The sequence below is a fragment of the Achromobacter sp. SD115 genome (genome assembly GCF_017355315.1).
GTDB lineage: Bacteria > Pseudomonadota > Gammaproteobacteria > Burkholderiales > Burkholderiaceae_B > Achromobacter > Achromobacter xylosoxidans_B.
The window spans coordinates 21225-38333 of record NZ_JADIJM010000004.1; the positions used below are offsets into that span (position 1 = coordinate 21225).

Below are 17109 nucleotides of genomic sequence, written 5' to 3' on the forward strand. Positions count from 1 at the left end.
CGCCGGCTGCCGCCGCGCATGCCTGCCGGGGGGCTATGCCCTGGCGCTGAACCGTCTTTGCTAGGAGTTCCCATGAACACCGCTGATATTTCCGTCTTGTCGGACGACCTCGTCGTCACCCTGAACCCGCTGCGCCGCAGCTCGCACCGCGCCCGCGCCTGGTGCGCCAGGGTGGCTGGCATGGCAATGCCCTGGAACGTGCCTGCGGCCGACGTCGAGCCGCGCCGTCGCTCGCGGCCCGGTTCCGGGCCGGCGCGTTGGCCATTCCCCCCGGCGCCCGCCGAAGCCGGCGCGCTGACCGGCCAAGCCGTTGCTGCACCGCTGCCGATGCCCGCGCCTGCCGCACCGGCGGCCCCCGTCGGTGTCTCGGCGACTGCGGCGCCAGCCGCACGCGAGCGCAGCCTGGGCAATGCCACGGTGGAACCCGTGACGGCTCAGGTGACCATGAAGGCCATGGTGATCGACGTGATGATGGTATTGGCCTGGGGCGCGATCATCCCCGGCCTGATGTGGCTGGGCGCCGCCGCCGGCTTCTGAACGGCGGCAGGCGCGGCGGAAACCGGCGCGCGCAATATGCCAACGGAGCGTTGGCCAAGAGACCGTTCGCGAACGCGAACCGGCCGGTCGAATGCCCGTCAGCTCGAGCCCAGCAGAATGACGCCCGCCAGGATGGAAAGGCAGCCTGCGAGACGGCCGATTCCGACCTTTTCCCGCAGCAGGAACATGCCGGCCAGGGTACCCAGCATCATGGACATTTCCCGGGCAGGGGCCACCAGGCTTAGCGGCGCGCCGTTGCGCAAGGCGTACAGCACCAGGATATAGCCCAGCGGCGACAACAGGCCCACCGCCAGCGCCAGATGCCAGTGCCCGCGCATGGCCTCCCAGGCCTGGGGGCGGCGGCGCAGCATGTGGGGGGTCATCATGGCTGTGCGGGTTACACAGGTGAACCAGTCGAACAGCACCGGGCTGATCAGCAGCACCTTCACGCCATAGGCGTCGACGACGGTATAGGCGGCGATGAACAGGCCGATCACCACGCCCCAGCGCACACCTATCCATGCCTGCGCCTGCTTGAAGATGGCCAGCCGGCCCTGGGTCGCGATCAGCAGCACGCCGGCCACCACGCAGAGCATGCCGATGATGCCGGTGCTGGTGGCGGGTTCGCCCAGCAGCAGAAAGGCGCCGGTGGTGGACAGCAACGGGCCCGTGCCACGCGCAATGGGGTAGACCACCGACAGATCGGCCACCTGATAGCCCCGTTGCAGGCACAGGCTGTAGCCCAGATGCAACAGGCTGGAGGTCAGGATGGCGGCGACCACGGGCCAGGTCCAGGTCATGCCGTCGTGCGCCAGCACCCAGATGACCCAAGGCGCATACAGCACCGAGGCGCACAGCCCATAGGCAAAGACGAAGGGCGCTCCCACCATGGCCGCGCGCTTGGCGAGCAGATTCCACGTGGCGTGGGCCATTGCCGCCAGGACGACCAATATCAGGGATGAGTACGACATGAAGGAACAGCGCCAGATGACGTGTTTGTTACAGAAGACGGAAGGGTACTCCAAACCGCGAGAACTGGGGCCATGTTACCTGATGCTCTGAGCGATTTTTGGTGTAGAATCATTGGTTTGCCAAATCTCATCCTCTGCTTGCGGCACATGCAACGGGGGCTGGCCTCACCGCCAGCTAGCCGTGCAACACGCGACGGATGCGGGCTGCGCGCATAGCGCAGTCTTGCAAAAATCGCGTGAACAACACCGAACGGCAAAAGTCTTAGTCCGCAAAGACATGATGATCTAGGAGTTCTCATGAACCTCATCGCTATCCTGGAACAGGAAGAAATTGCCCGTCTGACCGGCGGTCAAGCCAAGCCTGAATTTGCTCCTGGTGACACCGTCATCGTGAGCGTGAACGTCGTTGAAGGCACCCGCAAGCGCGTGCAGGCTTTCGAAGGCGTCGTGATCGCCAAGCGCAACCGCGGCCTGAACTCCGCGTTCACCGTGCGCAAGATTTCGTCGGGTGAAGCCGTGGAACGTACGTTCCAGCTGTACTCGCCGCAAATCGCCGGCATCGAAGTCAAGCGCCGCGGCGACGTGCGCCGCGCCAAGCTGTACTACCTGCGCAACCGCTCGGGCAAGTCGGCGCGTATCAAGGAAAAGCTGGTCAGCAAGCAAGCCCCGGCGGCTTGATCGCTTATCGGCACACGGCCCTACCAGTGTCGGACGCTCACGCCATCCAGCGTTTTCGTTCGGCACGGGTTTCCGGGTTAAAAAGGCACCTGCGAGGGTGCCTTTTTCTTTTTGCTGAGCCGTATGTCTGATTCCTCGTCTTCCCCGCGGCCCCGGCGGCCGCTGGCGCGTCCCGGCTTCGACCCGGCGACGCAACCCTGGGTGGTGGCCAACGAGTCCCTGCCGGCCGTGCCCAGCCGTTTGCTGACCCCGGATTCGCTGCGGGGCACGCTCAGCCAGCCGTCCACCTGGACGCTGGAGCTTTCGCGCGACACCGACCTGCGCTATCCCGGCCGCGAAGGCGTGCCGGTGCCGGCGGCGGTGCTGATTCCGCTGGTGACGCGCGACAACGGCGTGCACATCATGTTGACGCAGCGCGCTGCCCACCTGCACGACCATGCGGGCCAGATCAGCTTTCCGGGCGGGCGCATCGAAACCAGCGACTCCACGCCGGAGGCCGCTGCCTTGCGCGAAGCGCAAGAAGAGACCGGGCTGCCAGGCAATCACGTGGAAGTGCTGGGCAGCATGCCGCCGTACCTGACGGCTACGGGTTTTTCCATCATCCCGGTGGTGTCGCTGGTGCGCCCGGGCTTTGACCTGGCGCCGGACGCGTTCGAGGTGGCGGAAGTGTTCGAGGTGCCGCTGTCGTTCCTGATGGACCCCGCCAATCATCGGCTGTACGAAGCCCGCCTGGATGACGGCCGGGTGCGCCAGTATTACGGCATGCCCTACGGCAAGTATTTCATCTGGGGCGCGACCGCCGGCATGCTGCGCAACCTCTATCACTTGCTGCGCCATGGCTTCACGCCGCGCTGATCCTGCCTGGCGCGTTTCGCCGCAATGAATACGGCCCCGTTCAGGGGCCGTATTCATTGCGGGACCGCAGCCAGGACCGGGCCCCGCGTCGCACGCTTTTGCGGAACAGTGCGCCTAGTAGCGCTGCTGCCCCGCCAGGTTCTCTTCCAGAATGCGCTGGTACAAGGCGTAGCGGGCCGGATCGATCGCGCCGGCCTGCAGGGCCGCGACCACGCCGCAGCCAGGCTCCTGTCTATGGGTGCAGTTGTAGAAGCGGCACTGTTCGATGGGGGTAGTGAACTCCGGGAAGCCGCGGATGATGTCTTCGCGGCTCAGGTGCTGCAAGCCGAAGGCCTGGAAGCCCGGCGAGTCGATCAGGTCGCCGCCGGGTGCGGGCAGATGGTAGAGCCGCGTGCTGGTGGTGGTGTGCTTGCCCATGTCCAGCGCGGTGGAGTGTTCGCGGGTCGGGGCGGCGGCGTCTGGTACCAGGGCATTGAGCAGGGTGGACTTGCCCATGCCGCTCTGGCCCAGCAGCAGGCTGGTGTGCCCCGCCAGGCGCGGCGCAAGCAGGGTGTGCACCTTCTCGGGTTCCCGCGCGCTGAGTTCGATCACGTCCACGCCCAGCGCCGCGATCGGCGCCAGCCGTGCGCGCGCCGCCGGCAGTTCGTCCGCCAGGTCGGTCTTGTTCAGGATGATGATGGGCGCGATGTCCGCGCTCCAGGCGCCGGCCAGGGCGCGCCCGGTCAGATCGTCCGAAAACGTGGGCTGCACGGCGACCACGATCAGCAGTTGGTCGACGTTGGACGCGAACTGCTTGGAACGCATTTCGTCCGAGCGGTACAGCAGATTGCGCCGCGGCAGGATGGCGTCGATGGCGCCTTCGTCCTTGCCCTGGGGGGTGATGCGCACGCGGTCGCCGACGGCGGCGCCGGCCTTCTTGCCGCGGGGGAAGCACTTGCGCAGCGTGCCGTCGGCCAGCTCCACGGTGTAGTGACGCCCGTGGGCGGCGATGATGCGGCCTTCGTTGGGTCCGGCTGCCGGCGCGCTCATGCAGCGGCCGCCGTCAGGTGGCGGATGCGCACGGCGGCGGGCGGATGGCTGTCGTAGAAGGCGGAGTGCACGGGGTCGGGAGTCAAGGTGGCGGCGTTGTCGTCGTAGAGTTTGACCAGCGCGGATACCAGGCGTTCCGGCGAGCTCTGTTCGGCCGCATAGCGGTCCGCTTCGAACTCGTCGCGGCGCGAGTACCAGCTGGCCACGGGCGTAAGCATGAAAGTGAAGACGGGGATGACCAGGAAGAACAGCAGCAGCGCCATGGCGTCGTTGCGTCCGCCCAGCTGCGGCATGACGCCCAGCCCCACGTAGAACCAGGGCTGCTGCGAGATCCAGCCCAGGATGGCGAAGAATGCCAGCGCGGCGGCGAAGCTGAAGACGATGCGCTTGACGATGTGGCGCTTGGCGAAATGGCCCAGCTCATGCGCCAGCACGGCTTCGATCTCGTCGCCGTTCAGGCGCGCCAGCAGAGTGTCGAAGAACACGATGCGGCGCGAGCGGCCGAAGCCGGTGAAATAGGCATTGCCGTGGGCGGAGCGGCGCGAGCCGTCCATGACGAAGAGCCCGTTGAGCGCAAAGCCGCAGCGCTGCGCCAGGCGCTGGATGCGTCCGGCCAGCTCCGGGTCGGACAGCGGCGTGAACTTATTGAAGAGCGGGGCGATGAACATCGGGTAGACGATCAGCAGCGCCAGGTTGAACGCCGTCCACAGCGCCCAGGCCCAGACCCACCAGTAGGCGCCCGCGCTGCCCATCAGCCAGAGCACGGCGGCCGCCAGCGGCAGGCCCAGGACCGCCGCCACCAGCAGGCCCTTGAAGGCATCGGCGGCGAACAGGCCGGGCGTCATGCGGTTGAAGCCGAAGCGCGCCTCCAGCTTGAACTGCCGCCACAGCGTGAAGGGCAGGCCCAACACGCCCAACAGCAGCGCCACCACCACCAGCAGCAGCATCTGCCGCAGGAAGTCGTTGCTGGTAAGCTGGGCCACCATCAGGTCGATGAACTGCAGCCCGCCCATCAGGGTCAAGACCACCAGCAGAATGGCGTCATAGGTGCGTTCCAGCATGCCCAGCTTGACCCGCGCCACCGTGTAGTCCGCCGCGCGCTGGTGGCTGGCCAGCCCGATGCGGTGAGAAAATTCGGACGGCACCTGGTCGCGGTTGCGCGCGACGTGGCGGATCTGGCGGCTGGCCAGCCACAGGCGCACGGCAATATCGGTCAGCAGGAAGGCAACGAACAGCAGTGTGAACATGGGCGATGCGGCTTGCTCAAATAGGTATGTGCGAAAATCGCGTGTTTTTACCGCCAGGCGGTCCTAAGGCAGGAAGCGTCCCATTGGGGGCAGCATGCCGAAGGTGCCGCGTGGGGGTATTCCTTATAGGCAAATTATATGGCTGTGAATGAAAACCGCCTGGTCTGGCTGGACATGGAAATGACCGGCCTGGATCCCGAGAAAGAACGCATCATCGAAGTGGCCGTCGTGGTGACGGAACCCGACCTGACGGTCGTGGCCGAAGGCCCCGTGCTGGTGGTGCATCAGGCCGACAGCCTGCTCGACGCCATGGACAGCTGGAACAAGTCCACCCACGGCAAGAGCGGCCTGATCGACAAGGTCAAGGCCTCCACGATTTCCGAGGCCGAGGCCGAGGATACGCTGTTGGCGTTTCTGGCGCAGCACGTGCCGGCGGGCAAGTCGCCGCTTTGCGGCAATACCATCAGCCAGGACCGCCGCTTCATGTTTGCTTACATGCCGCGCCTGGAGCAGTTCTTCCACTACCGCAACCTGGACGTGAGCACGCTGAAGGAACTGGCGCGCCGCTGGGCGCCGGCCGTGTACAAGGGCTTCGAGAAGAAGAGCCGCCACGAAGCGCTGGCCGACATCTACGAATCGATCGACGAGCTCAAGTACTACCGCGAACACTTCCTGAAGGTGTAAGCGGTACGCGCCCATGCCTGCCGCCGTGTCCGCCTGCGAGCCGCTCATCGGCGATCACCCGTCGATGGCGGCCCTGCGCGATCTGGTCGGCCGGGTCGCGCGCAGCAAGGCCAGCATCGTTCTCATCTACGGCGAGACCGGCACCGGCAAGGGGTTGGTCGCCCGCAACCTGCATGCGCAGTCGGCGCGCGCGGCCAAGGGCTATACCGAGATCAACTGCGCCGCCATTCCCGGCAATCTGCTCGAATCCGAACTGTTCGGCCACGAGCGCGGCGCGTTCACGGGGGCGGTGGCGCGCAAGACCGGCCTGCTGGAAGCCGCCAACGGCGGCAGCGTATTCCTGGATGAGATCCGCGAGCTGGATCCGGTCATGCAGGCCAAGATCCTGACCTTGCTGGACAGCCGGCGCTTCCGGCGCATCGGTTCAGTCCAGGAAGTTTCGGTCGACGCCCGCTTCATCGCCGCCACCAACAAGATCCTGCTGGGGGAAGTGCAGGCCGGCCGCTTTCGCGACGACCTGTATTACCGCCTGCAGGTGGTGTCGATCAACCTGCCGCCGCTGCGCGAGCGGGGCGACGACGTCATCGTGCTGGCGCAGCGCTTCCTGGAGCGCTACAACGCCACCCACGGCAGCCGCTTCAGCGTCATCGATCCCGAGGTGCGGCGCATTTTCCAGGCCTATGCCTGGCCGGGCAATGTGCGCGAACTGAGCAATCTGCTGGAGCGGATCTGCATCCTGGAGGACGGCGACACGGTGCTGGCGCGGCATCTGCCGCAGCGCATCCTGCGCGAAGCGGCCAAGCCCGCGTCCGCGGCCTCGCCTGCCGCAGCAGGCAGCTATGCCGAACAATCCGCGCAGTTCCAGCGTGGCCTGATCCGCTCGGCCCTGCAGGCTCAGGACGGCAACCTGGGGCGCGCCGCCGAGTCCCTGGGACTCACGCGGCACGCCCTGCGCCACCAGATGCTCAAGCTGGGGCTGGACGGCTGAAGCCTATTCCGCGCTGATGTTGTGCTTGCGCGCGATGCCCTGCCACATCGCAAGCTCCTCGCGCACGCGCGTGCCGAACTCGGCGCTGTCCATACGGGTAGGCACGGTGCCGTCCAGATCGAGCAATGCCTTCATTTCCGGCGAGGCCGAGATCTCGACGAGCGCGGCGTTGAGCTTGTCGATATAGGGCTGCGGCGTGCCTGCCGGCGCGAACACGCCCACCCAGATCTGCACCGAATATCCCGGCAAGGCCTGGGCGGCCGGCGGCAGATCGGGGAAGGCCGGGGAGGGCGCCTGCGCCGTGGTGGCCAGCAGCTTGACCTTCTTGCCCTGCACCACGGGGGCCAGCGTGCTGTAGTTGGACAGCATGACGTGGATCAGGCCGCCCGCCAGGTCGGAGGCGGCGTTGGCCGCGCCCTTGTAGGGCACGTGGGTCATATCCGTGCCGGCGGCGTCGTCCAGCATGACCGTGGCCAGATGCGCCAGCGAGCCGACGCCGGCGCTGCCGTAGTTCAGGGCGCCTGGCTTGCCGCGAGCCGCTTCCAGCAGCTGCTTCAACGAGGTGTAGGGCGTCTGCGCCGAGGCGGCGATGACCAGCGGACCCTGTCCTATCATCGCGACCGGCGCGAACTGCTTCAGCGGATCATAGGGCAGGTGCGGCTGGGTGGCGGCGGTGGTCAGGAAGGTCGACGAGGTCAAGAGCAGCACCGAGCCGTCCTTGGCCGAACGGGCCACGTACTCGGAGCCGATCGCGCCGGCCGCGCCGCCGCGGTTTTCCACGATGACCGTGTTGCCCAGGCGGGCCGCGAGCTGCGGCGCGATCGCGCGGGCGATCGCGTCATTGCTGGCGCCGGCGGTGAACGGCACCACGATCTTGACCTGCTTGGGCACTTCCGTCTGGGCTGCTGCCGCGCCGGCCAGCAGGGACGCGGCCAGGAACAACGTTGTTTGCATGAGCGCTTTCATGATCGATTCTCAGGGAGAGCGAGGGTTGGAGCGGGCGCCGGATGCGGCGCCCGCGGCGTTCAGTCCGGCATGGGGACTGCGACGTCCAGCAGCGGCGCGTACTGCTGCGCGCCGAAGATGTCGCCGTCGCCCGCGGAGCCGCTGGGAGCCAGCCGGTAGATCGTGAACTTGATGGCCAGGCCGGGATCGTAATGCACGAAGTCCGAGATGCGGCTGTCGTCGATGCGGTAGAGAGCCGCCATGCTGGCGCGCGTCAGCGCGCCGGAGCGCTTGACCGCCTCGTAGGTCGCGGGCTCGCGGAAGATGATGTCGAAAGTGATCTTGTTCACGCCCGCGTTCTTGCTGCGGATGGTCTTGGCCAGGTTGCTGAGTTTCTGGGTGCTCATGATCTTGCCGGCTCAGGCGCCAGCCTCGGTGAGGTGGATCGGGAAGAGTTCACCGGCATCGGCCACCGGCAAGGTGTGGTTCAGGGTCCAGCGGTAGGCGGCGCTGGTGCGCACCACCTCGTCCAACGGGAAGGACACGGAGCCGGCCGTACCCTTCACGTCGGGCAGGCGGGCGTAGAACATCTGGCGCAAGCCCGTGAGCGTCAGTTCCTCGGCCATTTCGGCGGTCGGGGCCACGCCCTGGACCATGACGCAGAGCTCATGGCCGGGCTGGTCGCGCAGCGGTTCCAGGTCGCCCATGACGCCGTCGCGGCCGTAGACCTTGTAATGCAGCTCGTAGCCCGAGTCGCCGAAGCGCTCGCGCACCTTGTCGCGCGCCCAGGCGATGACGCGGTCGACGTTGGCGATGGTGTAGGGGTCGCGGATGCCGCAGAGTCCCATGTAGCGCTCGCCGACCTTGCCCGAACCTTCCAGCTTCACGCGCACCTGGGCGGCGGGCTCGAAGCGCGAGCCCGTGATGCGGGTGGTTTTTTCGCTGAGCTGCTCGTAGCGGCATTCGGCCATGTCCAGCCGGCCGCCTGCGAAAAATTCTTCATAGGGATTGGAGCGCTCGTACATCGCGTGGCCCGCGACCGAGGCGATGGTGCAGCGCTGGTCGGGGTGCATGGCGGTGACGCGCACGTCCTCCGCCGAGATCTCGCCCATTACGGTTTCCTTGCCGCCATAGGGTTCGGCGCAGAAGGAGGCGCATTCCAGCACCTTGCCCAGGTAATAGGCGCGGTCGGCGTCGTAGCCCTGATGCAGGGCGGGGGCGGCGAACACGGCGGCGTCCGAGCTGCGCCCGCCGATGACCACGTCCGCGCCGGCTTCGAGCAGCTTGATGTAGGGGTGCACGCCGGCCACCGCCACGATGCGGTCGCTGGCGTCGAGTTCGGCCTCGGTCAGGTCGGCGTAGCCGTCCAGACCCGCCACCTGCTGGCCGTCGCGCAGGGCGCGGCGCACGCGTTCCTTGTCGACTTCCGAATAGAAATAGCCGATCTTGAACGGCGCCAGCTTATGTTCCGCGGCAATTTCCTTGATCAGGCGCACGTACAGGTCGACGCGGCTGTTGGAGCCGGTATCGCCCGCCGATCCGATGACCATGGGCACGCCCAGCTTGCGCGCCGCCAGCAGCATTTGCTCCAGATCGTGGCGCTGCCAGGCCTGCGGGCTGGTGGAGGTATCGGAGCCCAGCGGCACGGGACCCACGTCGTCACTGCCCGAATCGGCGGCGATGCAGTCCGGCCCGGCGGCCACGCCGAGCTGGAAGCTCTCGGTGCGCAAGGGGGCGAATCCTAAGTGCCCATTCGGGCAGATGATGCTCATGGAACGCATGGGTGTAGTCTCTTCAGTTGAGTCGTCCGGTCTCGCTTGTACCGGTCATGACTACAACGCAAGATGCGTGCCAGCTGGCGGGAAGCGCAAATCCCGGGTATTTGCCGTGCCTGTGGCGCATTCTTTATCTATTTGAGGGTAAATTTTCACGCAATGCGTGAATTTCGCGCATGAAATCTATGCCATCTTCTTATGCCGTAGCCCGGATCCGCGCCGCCGAACGCCAGGCCCTGGCCGCGGGCAGGCGGCTGATGCCGCTGGCGGGGGCGGCCGCCGCCCGTTACGTCGCGGCGCGGATCCGGCCAGGGGCGGTGGTGCTGGCGCTGGCGGGCCCGGGCAACAATGGCGGCGACGCGCTGGAAGCCGCAACCGGCCTGCGCGCGATGGGACACGATGTGCGGGTGCTGTTGCCCTCGGGGCCGCAGAACCTGCCCGCCGATGCCGCCCGCGCCCATGCCGGCTGGCTGGCAGCGGGCGGCGCAACCTGGTCCGAGCTGAAACCGGATTTCGTGCCGGAGCTGGTCATCGACGGCCTGTTCGGCATCGGCTTGAATCGTCCGCTGGGCGCGGACTGGCAGGCGCTGGTGGACAGGGTCAACGCCTGGAACGTGCCGGTGCTGGCGCTGGACGTACCCAGCGGCATCGACGCGGACACGGGCGCAGCGCTGGGGCGGCCGATCCAGGCGCGTTGGACCCTGTCTTTCATCGGCCGGGCGCGGGGGCTGGAAGGCCCGGGACCGGGGCGCGACGCCTGCGGCGTGTCAGAGGTGGATACGCTGGGCGTGGCCATCGCCCCGGCGGCCTGAGCCCTGGGGCTGGTCTCAGGCGGGCTTGCCGCCGAAGCGCGCGGCGATATCCTCCGACAGCGGCGCGTAACGCTCGTTGTCGCGGCCGGCCAGCGCGTCCAGGTGCGCTTCCGACGCGTCGAACACCTGCCAGTAGATGCGTCCGCAGATCTCGCGGGCGGCATGGCCGGGCCAGTCCTCGGGCAGCATGGGGCCGGGCAGTTGCGGGTCGTGCAGGACGATGCGGCGCCAGCTGTGCAGAAGCATGACCCGCACGATGAACGCTTCGGCGGGCGCGGGCGGGGTCTCCAGCAGCTTTTCCAGCGGGCCGAAATTCTTGGCGAACTGGCGGTACTGCTCGGCCAGTTCGTCCAGGTTCCAGCATTGCGAGGCCAGGCTGGCTATCGGCAGACCGCCGGCGCCGGCCAGGTCGCGGGCCGACAGCACCAGCGCCCGGTCCGGGATGCCCAGCTTTTCCAGGATGTCGTGCGCGGCGCTCGCTTCCGTGTGCGGATGGGCGAACAGCCCCGGCGCGATCATGCCGAACCCTTCCCAGACCAGTTCCCGGCGCAATTCCGCGCGCTCGGCCAGCCCGTTGCCGGTGCGCGGCAGGGCGACCAGCGTCCATTCCCCGTTCCATTCCTGGGGCGGCCCCACATAGATGCGCTGCGACGCGTGCGCCGTATGGCGCAAGCCCTGCTCGGAAATCAAGTAGAGGCTGCGCCGCCCGTGGCGCTCGGATTGCAGCCAGTTCTGCGCCACCAGTCGGAAGACGCTGGTGCGCAGCAGCCGTTCATTGATGCCCAGCGGCGCCAGCAGCTCGATCAGGTCGCCCAGCCAGATGGCGCCGCCGTGCGGGGCCAATGCATCACCCAGCAGGCTGACGCAAAGCGACTTCGCGCGCGGCGGATCGTTCTTGATCAGGCGTGAAAGAAAGCGGTCCAGGGGCGACTGAGGGTTTGCCATTAGAAGGGGCCGCGGGCGGCCGATATCGGGATCCGCAATATGATACATAAATCCAATGTGATACAGATTTGAGTTTGACAATGAATTTTTTGTATTAAATAATCCTCCTATGACATGACGGCACTGCGGAACGTTTGCTTTGCGTTTTCGCAAACCGTCTTCAAGGAGACAAACATGTACGCTCAACTCGTCGAAACCGGCGTCAAGCAGGTCAAGACCGCGGACCAGCTCGAAGGCCGGGAACAGACGTTCCAGCGCCGGATCGACGACGGCGTCCGCATCGAGGCCAAGGACTGGATGCCGGAGGCCTACCGCAAGACGCTGGTGCGCCAGATTTCCCAGCACGCGCACTCCGAAATCGTGGGCATGCTGCCCGAAGGCAACTGGATCAGCCGCGCGCCTTCGCTCAAGCGCAAGGCCATCCTGCTGGCCAAGGTCCAGGACGAAGCCGGCCATGGCCTCTACCTGTACAGCGCCGCCGAAACCCTGGGCGTGTCGCGCGATGACCTGATCGACGATCTGCACGCCGGCCGCGCCAAGTACTCCAGCATCTTCAATTACCCCACGCTCAGCTGGGCCGACATCGGCATGATCGGTTGGCTGGTCGACGGCTCTGCCATCATCAACCAGATCCCCCTGTGCCGCTGTTCCTACGGCCCCTATGCGCGGGCGATGGTGCGCGTCTGTAAGGAAGAGTCCTTCCACCAGCGCCAGGGCTACGACCTGCTGATGCAGATGTGTCTGCACGGCACGCCCGAGCAGAAGGCCATGGTGCAGGACTCGCTGAACCGCTGGTGGTGGCCGGCGCTGATGATGTTCGGTCCCTCGGATGCCGATTCGCCCAACAGCGCCCAGTCCATGGCCTGGAAGATCAAGCTCTTCTCCAACGACGAACTGCGCCAGAAGATGGTGGACCAGACCGTGCCGCAGGCCGAATACCTGGGCCTGACGGTGCCGGATCCCGAACTCAAGTGGAACGCCGAACGCGGCCACTACGACTTCGGCGAGATCGATTGGTCCGAGTTCTACGCGGTGCTCAAGGGCAACGGCCCCTGCAACCGCGAACGCCTGGCCGCGCGCGTCAAGGCGCACGAGGACGGCGCCTGGGTGCGCGACGCGCTGGTCGCCTACGCCGACAAACAGGCCGAGCGCAAGGCAGCTTGAGCCCGCGAGCGGGCTCCACTTTTCTTCACCAATATTGCAAACCGGAGCGCGCCGCGCGCGCCCGGCATTCGAGGATATCCATCATGAGCAAAGACTGGCCTTTGTGGGAAGTGTTCATCCGCAGCCAGCACGGCCTGGCGCACAAGCACGTCGGCAGCCTGCACGCATCCGACGCCGAAATGGCGATCAATCACGCCCGCGACGTCTACACCCGCCGCAACGAGGGCCTGAGCATCTGGGTGGTGCGCGCCTCTGATATCTCGGCCAGCAGCCCGGGCGATAAGGATCCGCTGTTCGAACCGGCCAACAGCAAGGTTTATCGGCATCCCACGTTCTTCCCGATGCCCGAAGAAATCAAGCACATGTAAGACGGCGGGGGAGACATGGACAAGACTCTGTTTGAATACCTGCTGCGCCTGGGCGATTCCTCGCTCATCCTGTCGCAGCGGCTGGGCGCCTGGACCGGCCACGGCCCCATCCTGGAAGAAGACCTAGCGCTGACCAACACCGCGCTCGACCTGCTGGGCCAGGCCCGCATGTGGCTGACGCTGGCGGGCGAGGTCGAAGGCGCCGGCCGCGACGAAGACGCGTTGGCCTACCTGCGCGACGCCCACCAGTTCCACAACGTGCTGCTGGCGGAACGCCCCAACGGCAACTACGCCGACACCATGGCGCGCCAATTCCTGTTCGACGTCTGGCACTACTTCCTGCTGCAGCGCCTGGAACAGTCGGGCGATGAGCGCGTCGCCGCCATCGCGGCCAAGGCGATCAAGGAAGTGACGTATCACGTGCGCCGTTCCTCGGACATGGTGGTGCGCCTGGGCGACGGCACGGCGGAAAGCCACGCCAAGATGCAGGCGGCCATCGACGATGCCTGGCGCTTCACCGGCGAGCTGTTCGCCGACGATGCCATCGACCAGGACGTCGCCGCCCGCGGCATCGGCTGTGAGCTGTCGGCCTTGCGCCAACCCTGGCTGGCCCACGTGCGCGAAGTGCTGGAAGAGGCCACCCTGACCGTGCCCGACGAGTCCGCCGCCAACCATCTGGCGTACCGCGGCGGCCGCCAGGGCAAGCACACCGAGGAACTGGGCTACGTGCTCGCCGAAATGCAGTTCCTCCCCCGCGCCTATCCCGGAGCCACCTGGTGAACGCGCTGGCGCCTGTATCCGCCGACCAGGTCTACGCCTGGCTGCAGGAGGTCCCCGATCCGGAGATCCCCGTGCTGTCCGTGGTGGACCTGGGCGTGGTGCGGGACGTGTCCTGGGACGGCGAGGCCTGTGTCGTGGTCATCACGCCCACGTACTCTGGTTGTCCGGCCATGCGCGAGATCACCCAGGACATCCAGCAGACGCTGGCCCGCCACGGCATCGCCGAGGTCCGCGTCGAGACCCGTCTGGCGCCGGCCTGGACCACCGACTGGATGAGCGAAAAGGGACGCGAGGCGCTCAAGGGCTACGGCATCGCCGCGCCCGCCGAACGCGCCGTCGACATCTCGGGCATCAGCCGGCGCGCGGCCGGCCCCGCCATCGCCTGCCCGCGCTGCGGCTCGAAAGACACGCGCCTGGTCAGCAACTTCGGGTCCACGTCGTGCAAGGCGCTGTATCGCTGCGTGTCTTGCCGCGAGCCCTTCGATTATTTCAAGACTCACTGAGAGCGGTTTCGCAATGAGCCAGAACCAATTCCATTCCTTGACGGTGGCTTCGGTGGCGCGCAACACGCGCGACGCCGTGGTCGTGACCTTCGATCTGCCCGAAACGCTGGCGCAAGAGTTCGCCTTCCTGCCGGGCCAGTACCTGACGCTGCGCACCGAGCTGAACGGCCAGGAACAGCGCCGCTCTTATTCCATCTGTTCCGCGCCTCACGACAAGCTGCTGCGTGTGGCCATCAAGAAGGTGGACGAGGGTGTTTTTTCCAGCTGGGCCAACCATGAGCTGCAACCCGGCCAGACCCTGGAAGTCATGGCGCCGGCCGGCAACTTCACCGTCGATTTTTCGCCCGAAAACAAGCGCCACTATGTGGCGTTTGCCGTAGGCAGCGGCATCACGCCGGTGTTCTCGCTGGTCAAGACTGCGCTGTCGACCGAGCCCAATAGCAAGTTCACGCTGTTCTTCGGCAACCGCGCCTCGTCGGCCGTGCTGTTCCGCGAAGAGATCGAAGATCTGAAGAACCTCTACATGGAGCGCTTCTCGCTGGTCTACATCATGAGCCGCGAGACCCAGGACATCGAACTCTTCAACGGCCGCCTGGACGGCGACAAGGTCGACCAGCTGATGGCGGCCTGGATGAGTCCCGAGGATATCGATTACGCTTTTGTCTGTGGTCCGCAGACCATGACCGAAAGCGTGGTCGAGCGGCTGCAGGCCCGTGGCATTCCGAAGTCGAACATCAAGTTCGAACTGTTCGGCGCGCCCAAGGGGCCGCGCGCATTGCGCACCGGCCAGGACGCCCGCCAGGCGCCCGGCAAGGGCCAGTGCGAGGTGACCGTGGTGCAGGACGGCCACAGCCGCATGTTCGTGATTGAAAAGAATAAAGACAGCGTGCTGGATTCGGCGCTGGCGCAAGGGATAGAACTGCCGTATTCGTGCAAGGGCGGAGTGTGCTCCACCTGCCGCTGCAAGGTCATCGAAGGCGAGGTGGACATGGATGCCAACTTCGCCCTGGAAGACTACGAAGTGGCGCGCGGTTTCATCCTGAGCTGCCAGAGCTTCCCCGTCAGCGACCGCCTGGTCATCGACTTCGACCAGGAAACCTGACCCGGCCCGCGCCAGGCAGATAAAACCATATCCATTTGGAGAGACGCAGTGTCCCAACAATTCTTCGAACGCCACCAGCCCCTGCTGGAACAAGCCATGGCCGCCGCCTCCCTGCGCGGCTACTGGAGCCCGTTTGCCGAGTCGCCCAGCCCGCGCAACTATGGCGAGACCGCCAACGACGAGGGCCGCGCTGCCTTTGAAGCGCTGCAAGGCAAGCCTTTCCCGCTGAACCTGCATGACGCCGACGGCACCGTGGGCGGCGAGCAGTCGCCCTTTGGCTTCGACCTGGGCATCACCTATCCGCGCGTCCCCGCCGACAAGCTGATCGCCGCTTCCAAGCGCGCGCTGGAAGACTGGCGCCGCGCCGGCCCGCGCGCCTGGGTGGGCGTGTCGCTGGAAATCCTGGCCCGCCTGAACAAGCGCAGCTTCGAGATCGCCTACGCGGTCCAGCACACCACTGGCCAGGGCTTCATGATGGCCTTCCAGGCCGGCGGCCCGCACGCGCAGGACCGCGGCTTTGAAGCCGTGACCTACGCCTGGCAGGAAATGTCGCGCATCCCCGGCGTGGCCGTCTGGGAAAAGCCGCAGGGCAAGAATGACCCGATCCGCATGGAAAAGCAGTTCACCGTGGTGCCGCGCGGCGTCGCGCTGGTGATCGGCTGCTCCACCTTCCCGACCTGGAACGGCTATCCCGGCCTGTTCGCCAGCCTGGCCACCGGCAACACCGTCATCGTCAAGCCGCACCCCGGCGCCATCCTGCCCCTGGCCATCACCGTGAAGGTGGCGCGCGAAGTGCTGCAGGAAGCGGGCTTCGACCCGGACGTGGTGCTGCTGGCCGCGCACGCCGCGGGCGACGACACCGCGCAGAAGCTGGCGCTGGACCCGGCCGTCAAGATCGTCGACTTCACCGGCAGCACCGCCAACGGTGACTGGCTGGAGAACAACGCCCGCCAGGCGCTGGTCTACACCGAGAAGGCCGGCGTCAACCAGGTCATCATCGATTCCACCGACGACCTGAAGGGCGTGGCCCGCAACCTGGCGTTCTCGCTGGCCCTGTACTCGGGCCAGATGTGCACCGCGCCGCAGAACATCTATGTGCCGCGCGACGGCATCCAGACGCCGGAAGGTCGCGTCAGCTTCGATGAAGTCGCCGCCGCCCTGGGCGCCGCGGTCGAGAAGGTCGGCGCCGATGCGGCCAAGGCCGTCGAACTGACTGGCGCGATCCAGAACCAAGGCATCGTCGAGCGCATCGAAAAGGCCCGCGCGCTGGGCCTGCCGGTGGTGGCCGACAGCAAGGCGCTGACGCACCCGCAATTCGAGAACGCCCGTGTCCGCACGCCGCTGCTGCTGCGCACGGAAGCAGGCAACGCCGCCATCAGCCAGGAATGGTTCGGTCCGATCGCCTTCGTGGTCGCCACGGATTCCACCACCCACAGCATCCAGCTGGCGCGCGACAGCGTGATCAAGCATGGCGCGTTGTCGCTGTCCGCCTACACCACCAGCGACGCCGTCGCGGACCAGGTGCAGGACGCCGCCGAAGTCTCGGGCGTGTCGCTGTCGCTGAACCTGACGGGCGGCGTGTTCGTCAACCAGACGGCCGCCTTCAGCGACTTCCACGGCACCGGCGCCAACCCGGCCGCCAACGCCGCGCTGTCCGACTCGGCCTTCGTGTCCAACCGCTTCCGCGTGGTGCAAACCCGCCGTCATGTCTGAACGGGGCGGCTGA

At 66.5% G+C, this 17109-nt stretch carries 19 protein-coding genes; 12 read left to right on the forward strand and 7 right to left on the reverse strand.

What is annotated here, in order from left to right:
• Positions 1-72: 72 nt before the first annotated feature.
• The gene (locus IPU70_RS06900; RefSeq protein ID WP_207466048.1) at positions 73-537 is read left to right on the forward strand and encodes a hypothetical protein; all 465 of its coding nucleotides are present in this window, start codon (positions 73-75) and stop codon (positions 535-537) included.
• A 98-nt stretch (positions 538-635) separates the two neighbouring features.
• On the opposite strand, the gene IPU70_RS06905 is transcribed toward IPU70_RS06900, so the two are convergent.
• Positions 636-1508, reverse strand: coding sequence for a DMT family transporter (locus IPU70_RS06905; RefSeq protein WP_207466050.1), 873 nt, complete (start codon positions 1506-1508; stop codon positions 636-638).
• A 297-nt stretch (positions 1509-1805) separates the two neighbouring features.
• Here IPU70_RS06905 and rplS point away from each other — a divergent pair, with 297 nt between their 5' ends.
• Positions 1806-2186 (forward strand): 50S ribosomal protein L19, encoded by a 381-nt coding sequence (gene rplS / locus IPU70_RS06910; protein WP_054423686.1) that lies wholly within the window; start codon positions 1806-1808, stop codon positions 2184-2186.
• 123 nt (positions 2187-2309) lie between these two features.
• A complete protein-coding gene (locus IPU70_RS06915; RefSeq protein ID WP_013392427.1) occupies positions 2310-3041 on the forward strand; it encodes a CoA pyrophosphatase in 732 nt (243 codons plus the stop codon).
• A gap of 114 nt (positions 3042-3155) precedes the next feature.
• Here the strand turns inward: IPU70_RS06915 and rsgA are convergent, their stop codons facing one another.
• Complete coding sequence (gene rsgA / locus IPU70_RS06920; protein ID WP_207466051.1) at positions 3156-4070, reverse strand: ribosome small subunit-dependent GTPase A; 915 nt, start codon at positions 4068-4070, stop codon at positions 3156-3158.
• The gene (locus IPU70_RS06925) at positions 4067-5317 is read right to left on the reverse strand and encodes a M48 family metallopeptidase (RefSeq protein ID WP_207466054.1); all 1251 of its coding nucleotides are present in this window, start codon (positions 5315-5317) and stop codon (positions 4067-4069) included. The genes rsgA and IPU70_RS06925 overlap by 4 nt, the downstream gene beginning before the upstream one ends.
• Before the next feature lie 138 nt (positions 5318-5455).
• Between IPU70_RS06925 and orn the strand changes: the two genes are divergently transcribed.
• Positions 5456-6001 carry an oligoribonuclease gene (gene orn / locus IPU70_RS06930; RefSeq protein WP_207466055.1) on the forward strand — a complete coding sequence of 182 codons (546 nt, stop codon included), beginning with the start codon at positions 5456-5458 and terminating at the stop codon, positions 5999-6001.
• Between the two features lie 13 nt (positions 6002-6014).
• Positions 6015-6989 (forward strand): sigma-54-dependent Fis family transcriptional regulator, encoded by a 975-nt coding sequence (locus tag IPU70_RS06935; RefSeq protein WP_207466057.1) that lies wholly within the window; start codon positions 6015-6017, stop codon positions 6987-6989.
• Positions 6990-6992: 3 nt separating this feature from the next.
• Here the strand turns inward: IPU70_RS06935 and IPU70_RS06940 are convergent, their stop codons facing one another.
• The 3 genes from IPU70_RS06940 to IPU70_RS06950 form a co-directional block, all read right to left on the reverse strand.
• Positions 6993-7943: a tripartite tricarboxylate transporter substrate binding protein gene (locus IPU70_RS06940; protein WP_242702361.1), complete on the reverse strand. Its 951-nt coding sequence runs from the start codon at positions 7941-7943 to the stop codon at positions 6993-6995.
• 71 nt (positions 7944-8014) lie between these two features.
• A complete protein-coding gene (locus tag IPU70_RS06945; RefSeq protein ID WP_207466060.1) occupies positions 8015-8341 on the reverse strand; it encodes a DUF4387 domain-containing protein in 327 nt (108 codons plus the stop codon).
• A 12-nt stretch (positions 8342-8353) separates the two neighbouring features.
• Positions 8354-9715, reverse strand: coding sequence for an acyclic terpene utilization AtuA family protein (locus tag IPU70_RS06950; protein ID WP_207466062.1), 1362 nt, complete (start codon positions 9713-9715; stop codon positions 8354-8356).
• 179 nt (positions 9716-9894) lie between these two features.
• On the opposite strand from IPU70_RS06950, the gene IPU70_RS06955 reads away from it, so the two are divergent.
• Positions 9895-10521, forward strand: coding sequence for an NAD(P)H-hydrate epimerase (locus IPU70_RS06955; RefSeq protein WP_207466499.1), 627 nt, complete (start codon positions 9895-9897; stop codon positions 10519-10521).
• Between the two features lie 15 nt (positions 10522-10536).
• Here IPU70_RS06955 and paaX read toward each other — a convergent pair whose 3' ends face one another.
• The gene (gene paaX / locus IPU70_RS06960) at positions 10537-11466 is read right to left on the reverse strand and encodes a phenylacetic acid degradation operon negative regulatory protein PaaX (protein WP_207466064.1); all 930 of its coding nucleotides are present in this window, start codon (positions 11464-11466) and stop codon (positions 10537-10539) included.
• A 174-nt stretch (positions 11467-11640) separates the two neighbouring features.
• Between paaX and paaA the strand changes: the two genes are divergently transcribed.
• From paaA to paaN, 6 genes are all read left to right on the forward strand, one after another.
• Positions 11641-12630, forward strand: a complete 990-nt coding sequence (paaA, locus tag IPU70_RS06965) for a 1,2-phenylacetyl-CoA epoxidase subunit PaaA (RefSeq protein WP_207466065.1) — start codon at positions 11641-11643, stop codon at positions 12628-12630.
• 83 nt (positions 12631-12713) lie between these two features.
• The gene (gene paaB, locus IPU70_RS06970) at positions 12714-12998 is read left to right on the forward strand and encodes a 1,2-phenylacetyl-CoA epoxidase subunit PaaB (RefSeq protein WP_013392438.1); all 285 of its coding nucleotides are present in this window, start codon (positions 12714-12716) and stop codon (positions 12996-12998) included.
• A gap of 15 nt (positions 12999-13013) precedes the next feature.
• Positions 13014-13778, forward strand: a complete 765-nt coding sequence (gene paaC, locus IPU70_RS06975) for a 1,2-phenylacetyl-CoA epoxidase subunit PaaC (RefSeq protein WP_207466067.1) — start codon at positions 13014-13016, stop codon at positions 13776-13778.
• Complete coding sequence (gene paaD / locus IPU70_RS06980; protein ID WP_059379300.1) at positions 13775-14281, forward strand: 1,2-phenylacetyl-CoA epoxidase subunit PaaD; 507 nt, start codon at positions 13775-13777, stop codon at positions 14279-14281. Before paaC ends, paaD begins: the two co-directional genes overlap by 4 nt.
• A 13-nt stretch (positions 14282-14294) precedes the next feature.
• Positions 14295-15383, forward strand: a complete 1089-nt coding sequence (gene paaE, locus IPU70_RS06985; protein WP_207466069.1) for a 1,2-phenylacetyl-CoA epoxidase subunit PaaE — start codon at positions 14295-14297, stop codon at positions 15381-15383.
• Positions 15384-15431: 48 nt separating this feature from the next.
• The gene (gene paaN, locus IPU70_RS06990) at positions 15432-17096 is read left to right on the forward strand and encodes a phenylacetic acid degradation protein PaaN (RefSeq protein ID WP_013392442.1); all 1665 of its coding nucleotides are present in this window, start codon (positions 15432-15434) and stop codon (positions 17094-17096) included.
• Positions 17097-17109 lie beyond the last annotated feature (13 nt).

Bases quoted from the DNA above. Each gene is read 5' to 3' on its own strand.
- IPU70_RS06935 (WP_207466057.1), top strand. From the start codon at position 6,015: ATGCCTGCCGCCGTGTCCGCCTGCGAGCCGCTCATCGGCGATCACCCG.
- IPU70_RS06925 (WP_207466054.1), bottom strand. From the start codon at position 5,317: ATGTTCACACTGCTGTTCGTTGCCTTCCTGCTGACCGATATTGCCGTG.
- rsgA (WP_207466051.1), bottom strand. From the start codon at position 4,070: ATGAGCGCGCCGGCAGCCGGACCCAACGAAGGCCGCATCATCGCCGCC.
- IPU70_RS06905 (WP_207466050.1), bottom strand. From the start codon at position 1,508: ATGTCGTACTCATCCCTGATATTGGTCGTCCTGGCGGCAATGGCCCAC.
- orn (WP_207466055.1), top strand. From the start codon at position 5,456: ATGGCTGTGAATGAAAACCGCCTGGTCTGGCTGGACATGGAAATGACC.
- IPU70_RS06940 (WP_242702361.1), bottom strand. From the start codon at position 7,943: ATGCAAACAACGTTGTTCCTGGCCGCGTCCCTGCTGGCCGGCGCGGCA.
- paaA (WP_207466065.1), top strand. From the start codon at position 11,641: ATGTACGCTCAACTCGTCGAAACCGGCGTCAAGCAGGTCAAGACCGCG.
- paaE (WP_207466069.1), top strand. From the start codon at position 14,295: ATGAGCCAGAACCAATTCCATTCCTTGACGGTGGCTTCGGTGGCGCGC.
- IPU70_RS06945 (WP_207466060.1), bottom strand. From the start codon at position 8,341: ATGAGCACCCAGAAACTCAGCAACCTGGCCAAGACCATCCGCAGCAAG.
- rplS (WP_054423686.1), top strand. From the start codon at position 1,806: ATGAACCTCATCGCTATCCTGGAACAGGAAGAAATTGCCCGTCTGACC.
- IPU70_RS06955 (WP_207466499.1), top strand. From the start codon at position 9,895: ATGCCATCTTCTTATGCCGTAGCCCGGATCCGCGCCGCCGAACGCCAG.
- paaC (WP_207466067.1), top strand. From the start codon at position 13,014: ATGGACAAGACTCTGTTTGAATACCTGCTGCGCCTGGGCGATTCCTCG.
- IPU70_RS06900 (WP_207466048.1), top strand. From the start codon at position 73: ATGAACACCGCTGATATTTCCGTCTTGTCGGACGACCTCGTCGTCACC.
- paaB (WP_013392438.1), top strand. From the start codon at position 12,714: ATGAGCAAAGACTGGCCTTTGTGGGAAGTGTTCATCCGCAGCCAGCAC.
- IPU70_RS06915 (WP_013392427.1), top strand. From the start codon at position 2,310: ATGTCTGATTCCTCGTCTTCCCCGCGGCCCCGGCGGCCGCTGGCGCGT.
- IPU70_RS06950 (WP_207466062.1), bottom strand. From the start codon at position 9,715: ATGCGTTCCATGAGCATCATCTGCCCGAATGGGCACTTAGGATTCGCC.
- paaX (WP_207466064.1), bottom strand. From the start codon at position 11,466: ATGGCAAACCCTCAGTCGCCCCTGGACCGCTTTCTTTCACGCCTGATC.